The sequence below is a fragment of the Mesorhizobium sp. M7A.F.Ca.CA.004.06.1.1 genome, assembly GCF_003999135.1.
Lineage (GTDB): Bacteria > Pseudomonadota > Alphaproteobacteria > Rhizobiales > Rhizobiaceae > Mesorhizobium.
In genome coordinates, this window is record NZ_RZPQ01000435.1 from 1 (window position 1) to 4,961 (window position 4,961).

The following is a 4,961-nucleotide window of genomic DNA, read 5'->3' on the forward strand; positions in this document are numbered from 1 at the left end:
CTGTTGCAGCCGGGAACCCATGTCGACCTGGTCGGAGGCTTTACGCCGACGATGCGCGAGAGCGACGACGACGCGATCAGGCTCGCCCGCGTCTATGTCGACACCCGCGCCGGCGCCACCAAGGAAGCCGGCGACATCGTCCAGCCGCTGGCCTCCGGCGTGCTGAAGCCGGAAACCATCGTCGCCGATCTGCACGAATTGGCGCGCGGCCAGAAGAAGGGTCGCGAGAGCGCCGGTGAGATCACGCTGTTCAAGTCGGTCGGCGCGGCGCTCGAGGATCTTGCCGCCGGCATTGCCGTCTACAAGGCGCTCACGGCCTAGTTCGCCGGTACAGCCATTTTGGCGCTCATCGCGTCGGCGATCACACGAAAATCGTGATCCCCGATTTCGAAAAGGCCAAAGCGAAGCTGATAACCCCAGTTCGACTTGGCCATGGTGAAGTCCAGCCTGTCGAGCAGCGGCTTGATCGGCGCTTCCTCGGCCTTGGCCCACGCCACATCGCGGCGGAAGGGTGTGAAGCCGGCGCCCATATCGCCCTGATAGGGCTCGCCTTCCCGCACGATGCCGATCGCGGTGAAGGCCCGCAGGCCATCTTTCTCGCCCAAAACAGTGTTCGGCGAGTAGTAGACGATGCCATCGCCTGGCTTGACGCGACGCAGCGGTGCCGCCTTGCCGTGGTTGACCTGCATGAAGCCGGCTGCGCGACCCCGCCGGACATGTTCGGCCGACGCCACGGCGATCCAGTACGCGCTCATCTCTGGTTACCATTGGCCTGTTCGCCATCGGACAGCCAATAGACGCGCAGGCGATGATTGTCGGGATCGAGCGCGACAAAAGTACGGCCGAAATCCATGTCGGTTGGCGTCTGCAGGATATTCAGCCCGCGCCCGGACCAGTCGGCATGGGCGGCATCGACCGCATCGGGCGTATCCAGCGCAAAGACGATTTCGGCGCCACCGCCTGACATGGCGGCTGCCGGCTCCACCGTATGGCGCGACCACAGGCCGAACTTGAAGCCGGCATCGAGCACGAACAGCACGAAGGTCGGCGAACTTTCGACCGGCTCACGGCCGAGCAGCGCGCTGTAGAAGGCGCCGCTCTCAAGCGGCTGGTCGACATAGAGGATGATGAAATTCGGGGTGGCCATATCTGCTCTCCAAGGTTCGGTGCTTCGACTTGGCGACCATAAGATGAGCTACTGTCAGATCATGGCAGCAGTCATCTCGAACCACGAGGCTTGTCGAGCGTCGTCCGCCACTCCTTGAGCAGCGCCTGGCGACGGCGCGGATAGCGCGTGTTTGTCGCTTGGAGCTCGGCGATGCGATCGGCGCGAAAATGCCGGAAATCGTGCCGCATCTCGCACCACGCCACCACCACCCGCACCTTGTCGAAGAAGCCCAGCGCAAATGGCCACACGACACGCTCGGACGCAGCGCCGCCGGCGTCGCGGTAGAGAAAGCCAAGCTTGCGCTCGTTGCGGATGGCCTGCCGCACCAGACCAAGATCGATGCTTTCGATGACTGCGGCGGGAGGGCCGACCAGCAGTGTGCTCGCGTCGAGATCCTCGCGCAGATCGTCCGGCAGGACGGCGGCGATCTTGGCCAACGCGTTGGCAGCGGCGGCCGAGAGACGCTGGTCCGGCTGCTTGGCGACCCAGCGCGAGCCGAGCACGATGGCTTCGATCTCCTCGTCGCTGAACATCAGCGGCGGCAGCATGAAGCCGGGCTTGAGCACATAACCGACACCCGCCTCGCCCTCGATCGGCGCGCCCTGGCCCTGCAGCGTGGCGATATCGCGGTAGAGTGTGCGAATCGAAATCCCGAGTTCATCGGCCAGCGCCTGTCCGCTCACTGGCCGGCGATGCCGGCGCAGGCACTGGATCAGGTCGAGCAGGCGTTCGGAGCGGGACATCCGGTAGATTTGCCTGTTTCTTTGACATTGGTCCATCGCGGCCAACCTGAACCGGAGAGGCCGACCTGTCGGACTTGGTTGCGAAGCCGGTTGCCCTATGTCAAAAGCGGCCACGCCGTTCGGAGTTGCCCCCGCTTGAAGTCTTTTCGCGACAAACGCCGCGACAACCGTCCACATCCATCCGCGAAGGGTGCGGCGGACGTGTCACGTCCGCGTCCCGGCCAGGCTCCCGCCAGACCGGAAGCGCCACCGCGCGAGCGCCATGAGGCGAAGACGGAAAGTCGTTCCGAACCGAACTCGGCGCCGCGCATCCTGGCCCGCCGCGAAGGCGCTCTGCCCGCCGAACATCTTCCCGTGATCCTGGAAGTGGCGCCCAATGCCGATTATGCGCTGCTCGACAGCGGCACCGGCCAAAAGCTCGAACAATATGGCCCCTACCGTATCGTGCGGCCCGAGGGCCAGGCGATCTGGCAAAAGGCCTTGCCGGCAAAGGAATGGGAGCGTGCCGACGCCGTCTTCACCGGCGACACCGACGAGGAGGGCATCGGCCGCTGGCGTTTCCCCAAGCTGCCGCTCGGCGAGACCTGGCCGATGAAGCATGACGGCATCGACTATCTCGGCCGTTTCACCTCGTTTCGTCATGTCGGCGTCTTTCCCGAGCAGGCCTCCCATTGGGATCACATGGCCGGGCTGATCGCGGCGGCGAAGCGGCCGGTCAAGGTGCTGAACCTGTTCGGCTATACCGGTCTCGCCTCATTGGTGGCGGCTCGCGCCGGCGCCGAGGTCACCCATGTCGATGCCTCGAAGAAAGCGATCGGCTGGGCCCGTGAAAACCAGGAGATGGCCGGCCTCGGCAGCAAGCCGATCCGCTGGATCGTCGACGACGCGGTCAAATTCGCCGAGCGCGAGGAGCGCCGCGGCAGCCGCTACGACATCATCCTGTTCGACCCGCCGGCCTATGGCCGTGGCCCCAAGGGCGAGGTCTGGCAATTGTTCGAGGATCTGCCCGATTTGACCGATCTCTGCCGGGCGATCCTGACGCCGAAGCCGCTTGCCGTGGTGCTGACCGCCTATTCGATCCGCGCCTCCTTCTTCGCCATCCACGCCCTGATGCGCGATACCTTTGCCGGCATGGGCGGCAAGATTGAATCGGGTGAGCTGATCATCCGTGAAAAGTCCGCTGGCCGGGCGCTCTCGACCTCATTGTTTTCGCGCTGGGTGGCTGAATGAACGAGCGGCATGCAGGCGCACCTGGCCAGGTGAAGGAGGTCACCAGCCTCGCCAATCCGCTGGTCAAGGACATCAAGGCGCTCGCTCAGAAGAAATTCCGCGACCAGCAGAACGCCTTCATGGCCGAAGGGTTGAAGCTGGTTATCGATGCGCTCGATCTCGGCTGGCAGATCAGGACATTGGTTTTCGCCAAGGCCGGGCGCGGCAACGCGGCGGTGGAGAAGGTGGCCGCACGCACGGTTGCCGCCGGCGGCATGGTGCTCGAAGTGTCGGAAAAGGTGCTGGTGGCCATCACCCGCCGCGACAATCCGCAAATGGTGGTGGGCGTCTTTTCGCAAAAATTCCTCGCCTTGAAGGATGTCCGCGCCGACAATGGCGACGTCTGGGTGGCGCTCGACCGGGTGCGCGACCCCGGCAATCTCGGCACCGTCATCCGCACCGTCGATGCCGTCGGCGCCAAAGGCGTCATCCTGGTCGGCGATACCACTGATCCATTCTCCGTGGAGACGGTGCGCGCCACCATGGGTTCGATCTTTGCCGTGCCGGTGGCCAAAGCGACAACCGAGGCTTTCCTCGCCTGGCGAGGCGGGTTTTCAGGCCTCGTCGCCGGAACCCACCTGAAAGGCGCCGTCGACTACCGCTCGGTCGATTTTTCACGCGGGCCCGTGCTGCTGATGATGGGCAACGAGCAGCAGGGACTGCCCGAAAGCCTGGCTGCGAGTTGCGACAGGCTGCTCAGGATTCCGCAAGCCGGCCGTGCCGATTCGCTCAATCTGGCCGTTGCCACCGGCATCATGCTGTTCGAGATCCGGCGCGGCGCGCTCAAGCTCGAGCCAATCCTGGACCAGCAATGAAGGTTGCCCGCCCGTGAGATCATGGTCTCCCTACGCACTGCTTGTCGTCGCGGCCATCGCGCTCGACCAGTGGATAAAATACCTGGTCGAGGCCGATCTGCCTTTTCAGGAGAAGGTTGATCTGCTGCCCTTCCTGGCGCTGTTCCGCACCTACAATACCGGCATCGCCTTCTCGATGTTCTCGTCCTTCGGCGACACCGGGTTGATCGTCATCTCGCTTGTCGTCGTTGCTTTCGTGCTGTTCCTGGCGACGCGGATCGCGCCGTCCCAGATCCTTGCCCGCACCGGCTTTGCGCTGATCGTCGGTGGCGCTCTGGGCAATCTGATCGACCGCGCCGTCTACGGCCACGTCATCGACTATATTCTGTTTCACACGCCGGTGTGGTCCTTCGCCGTCTTCAACCTTGCCGACGCCTTCATTTCGGTGGGCGCGGCACTGGTCGTCTTCGACGAGCTGTTCGGCTGGGGACGCGAACCCAAAGCCAGACCTTCCAAGGATTGACCCCGTGCGGCCATCGCCGCACAGTTCATGTCGCCAAACAAGATCGCGGAGAAAGACATGTCCGAAACCTTCAAAGCCATCCTCGTTTCGCGTGACGCCGAGAAAAAGCAGTCGGTCAACGTAACCGATCTCACCGAGGCCGACCTGATGGAAGGCGATGTCACCGTCGCGATCGAGGCAACGACGGTGAACTACAAGGATGGCCTGGCGATCACGGGCAAGGCGCCGGTGATCCGCCACTGGCCGCTGGTGCCGGGCATCGATTTCGCCGGCACCGTCGTCTCGTCCTCGCATCCCGACTGGCGCACCGGAGACAAGGTCATTCTGAACGGCTGGGGCGTCGGCGAAACCCATTTCGGCGCCTATGCTGGCCGCGCCCGCGTCAAGGGCGACTGGCTGGTGCCGCTGCCGCAAGGCATCAGCCCGCATGACGCGATGGCCGTCGGCACCGCAGGCTATACCGC

7 protein-coding genes and 1 pseudogene are annotated in these 4,961 nt (G+C 64.2%); 5 read left to right on the top strand and 3 right to left on the bottom strand.

Features of this window, described 5'->3' with window-relative positions:
* A pseudogene (locus EN906_RS22660) lies at nucleotides 1–321 on the top strand (ornithine cyclodeaminase family protein); the annotation flags it as partial.
* Here EN906_RS22660 and EN906_RS22665 read toward each other — a convergent pair.
* The 3 genes from EN906_RS22665 to EN906_RS22675 form a co-directional block, all read right to left on the bottom strand.
* Nucleotides 318–755 (bottom strand): EVE domain-containing protein, encoded by a 438-nt coding sequence (locus EN906_RS22665; protein WP_127271652.1) that lies wholly within the window; start codon nucleotides 753–755, stop codon nucleotides 318–320. The pseudogene EN906_RS22660 and the gene EN906_RS22665 overlap by 4 nt on opposite strands.
* A complete protein-coding gene (locus tag EN906_RS22670) occupies nucleotides 752–1,147 on the bottom strand; it encodes a VOC family protein (protein WP_127271653.1) in 396 nt (131 codons plus the stop codon). Before EN906_RS22670 ends, EN906_RS22665 begins: the two co-directional genes overlap by 4 nt.
* Nucleotides 1,148–1,218: 71 nt before the next feature.
* Entirely contained in the window at nucleotides 1,219–1,911 is a 693-nt protein-coding gene (locus EN906_RS22675) for a YafY family protein (protein WP_127272542.1), read from the bottom strand.
* 135 nt (nucleotides 1,912–2,046) lie between these two features.
* Here EN906_RS22675 and EN906_RS22680 point away from each other — a divergent pair, with 135 nt between their 5' ends.
* The 4 genes from EN906_RS22680 to EN906_RS22695 all read left to right on the top strand — a co-directional run.
* Complete coding sequence (locus EN906_RS22680; RefSeq protein WP_023812530.1) at nucleotides 2,047–3,141, top strand: class I SAM-dependent rRNA methyltransferase; 1,095 nt, start codon at nucleotides 2,047–2,049, stop codon at nucleotides 3,139–3,141.
* The gene (locus EN906_RS22685) at nucleotides 3,138–3,995 is read left to right on the top strand and encodes an RNA methyltransferase (protein WP_013529576.1); all 858 of its coding nucleotides are present in this window, start codon (nucleotides 3,138–3,140) and stop codon (nucleotides 3,993–3,995) included. Before EN906_RS22680 ends, EN906_RS22685 begins: the two co-directional genes overlap by 4 nt.
* Nucleotides 3,996–4,008: 13 nt before the next feature.
* A complete protein-coding gene (lspA, locus tag EN906_RS22690; protein WP_127269341.1) occupies nucleotides 4,009–4,497 on the top strand; it encodes a signal peptidase II in 489 nt (162 codons plus the stop codon).
* A gap of 57 nt (nucleotides 4,498–4,554) precedes the next feature.
* The coding region (locus EN906_RS22695; RefSeq protein ID WP_164777290.1) for an alcohol dehydrogenase catalytic domain-containing protein at nucleotides 4,555–4,961 on the top strand (407 nt) is incomplete at its 3' end.